At 41.4% G+C, this 1,314-nt stretch carries 1 protein-coding gene; it reads left to right on the top strand.

Annotated elements, in window-relative coordinates; genetic code table 11:
* The first annotated feature begins 42 nt into the window (after nt 1-42).
* Nucleotides 43-1,271 (top strand): IS3 family transposase gene (locus tag KO529_RS08240; RefSeq protein ID WP_436835196.1). Its coding sequence is split into 2 segments (ribosomal slippage): nt 43-397 and nt 397-1,271, totalling 1,230 coding nucleotides; the frame shifts between segments, so codons are not numbered across the junction.
* Nucleotides 1,272-1,314 lie beyond the last annotated feature (43 nt).

Genomic DNA, 1,314 nt, shown 5'->3' on the forward strand with positions numbered 1-1,314 from the left:
CTGTCCCGTCCTAAAATAAGTTGACACAAAATCGACTTATTTATGAAACATTCAAAGATTACAGGTAATAAGCGGACACAAGGCGATTACAATCTAGGTTTTAAATTGGCCGTTATTTCCCAAGTTGAAAAAGGCGAAATGACCTATAAGCAGGCACAGAAGGCTTATGGCATTCAAGGTAGAAGTACTGTTTTGGTCTGGTTGAGAAAACATGGTACCTTAGATTGGAGCAACCCAATTCGACATCAAATGCCAAAATCCAAAGAAACCCCTGCCCAGAAGATCAAGCGTTTAGAACGCGAGCTATCTGACGCGAAGTTGAAGAACAAGATCCTTAATACGATGATCGACATCTCGGACCAACAGTACGGCACTTCTATCAGAAAAAAGTATTTACCCAATCAATCCAGCGTATCCGGCAAGAACAGCGATTAAGTCTGTCTCGTTGTTGTCGATTGTTTGGGATAAGTAGGCAAGCAGTCTATCAATCAGAAAAACGTTCTTTAAAAAGAGGACAAGAGCTTGCAAAGGTGAAGGACTTGGTCGATGGTATCCGCATGGACATGCCCAGGATCGGCACCCGCAAGTTGTATTACCTGCTCAAGGAAGAATTCGGGAGGGACAATATAAAAATAGGAAGGGATGCCCTATTTGCACATTTACGTACGGAGTCCATGCTGATAAGACCAAGGAAGAATTACACCATGACCACCAATTCCAAGCATTGGCTCAGAAAGTACCCCAATCTGATGAAACAGGCCAGGGTATCAAGGCCGGAAGAATTTTTTGTCAGCGATATCACATATATCAAAAGCAGGGAAAGGACACATTACCTTTCCCTGGTTACCGATGCCTATAGCAGAAAGATTATGGGATATGAACTTAGTGACGACATGAGTGCGGAGAACGTTGTAAAGGCAATGAAAATGGCGAATAGCAATAGGTTGACCAACAAACAGCTTATCCATCATTCCGATAGGGGGCTACAGTATTGTTCTTCCGTATATCAAGAGGAGCTCCGGCGCAGCCATATCACCCCATCGATGACCGATGGATATGACTGCTACCAGAATGCACTGGCCGAGCGGATCAATGGGATATTGAAAGGGGAATTCTTAATATATAAATGTAACAACGGTAAAGATTTAAAGCAACTCATTGTAGATTCCATCAATACATACAACAACAGAAGACCACATTTGAGCCTTAATTATAAAACACCTAATTTTATACATAACAAAAAACCTGTGAAGTTAAATTCACAGGTCTAATATATATTCTTTAAAAACCGTCAACCTATTTTAGGACGACTCA

The organism is Arenibacter algicola, assembly GCF_018860365.1.
In the GTDB taxonomy this organism is placed as follows: domain Bacteria; phylum Bacteroidota; class Bacteroidia; order Flavobacteriales; family Flavobacteriaceae; genus Arenibacter; species Arenibacter algicola_B.